The 1,311-nt window shown below is 60.4% G+C and carries 1 protein-coding gene; it reads right to left on the bottom strand.

From position 1 onward, the window contains the following. A partial coding sequence (gene sufB / locus E3O28_RS10040; protein ID WP_134415821.1) for a Fe-S cluster assembly protein SufB occupies positions 1-1,311 on the bottom strand: 1,311 nt, incomplete at both ends.

Below are 1,311 nucleotides of genomic sequence, written 5' to 3'. Positions count from 1 at the left end.
CATCGGCAGCTCCCGGGCAATCGGCTCGATGAAGCCGCGCACGATCATGGCCATCGCCTCATCTTCGGGCATCCCCCGGCTCATCAAGTAGAACAGCTGTTCCTCGCTGACCCGCGACACCGTGGCCTCANAGTAGAACAGCTGTTCCTCGCTGACCCGCGACACCGTGGCCTCATGGCCCAACTGCACATCATCGACCCGGATATCGATCGATGGATACGTGTCCGAACGCGATTTCGTGTCCACCAGCAACGCGTCACAGCGCACCGTGTTCGCGGAGTGGTGCGCCGTGGCATCCACCCGCACCTCACCGCGGTAACCAGACCGGCCACCACCCCGGGCAATGGACTTCGACACGATCGAAGACTGCGTATACGGCGCCATGTGGATCATCTTCGCGCCCGCATCCTGATGCTGACCGGGACCCGCGAACGCCACCGACAGGGTCTCCCCCTTAGCGTGCTCACCCATCAGATAAATCGACGGGTACTTCATCGTGACCTTGGAACCGATATTGCCATCGATCCACTCCATCGTGGCACCCTCCGCAGCCGTCGCACGCTTCGTGACCAGGTTGTAGACGTTCGTGGACCAGTTCTGGATAGTCGTGTAGCGAACGCGGGCATTCTTCTTCACAACAATCTCGACCACCGCAGAGTGCAGAGAATCGGACGAGTAGATCGGGGCCGTGCACCCCTCGATGTAGTGCACGTAGCTGCCCTCGTCGGCGATGATCAGGGTGCGCTCAAACTGCCCCATATTCTCCGTATTGATGCGGAAGTAGGCCTGCAGCGGGATCTCCACGTGCACACCCGGCGGCACATAAACGAAAGAGCCGCCCGACCACACCGAGGTGTTCAGCGCCGCGAACTTGTTGTCGCCGGAGGGAATGATCGTGCCGAAATACTCCTCGAAGAACTCCGGATGCTCCCTCAACGCCGTGTCGGTATCCATGAAGATGACACCCTGCGCAGCCAATTCTTCGTTGATCTGGTGATAGACCACCTCGGACTCATACTGGGCCGCGACGCCGGAGACAAGACGCTGACGCTCGGCCTCGGGAATGCCGAGCTTCTCATAGGTGCTCTTGATGTCCTCGGGCAGGTCGTCCCAAGTCTGGGCCTGCTTCTCCGTGGAACGCACGAAGTACTTGATGTTGTCGAAATCGATGCCCGACAGGTCAGCACCCCAAGTCGGCATCGGCTTGCGCTCAAACAACTCGAGGGCCTTGAGGCGACGCTGCAGCATCCACTCAGGCTCGCCCTTGAGATTGGAGATATCGGTCACCACCTCCGGCGAAATCCCGCGGCG

Origin of the sequence: Cryobacterium sp. TMT2-14 (assembly GCF_004402465.1) — a bacterium.
Lineage (GTDB): Bacteria > Actinomycetota > Actinomycetes > Actinomycetales > Microbacteriaceae > Cryobacterium > Cryobacterium sandaracinum.
This window is presented reverse-complemented; position numbering and strand designations above follow the sequence as displayed.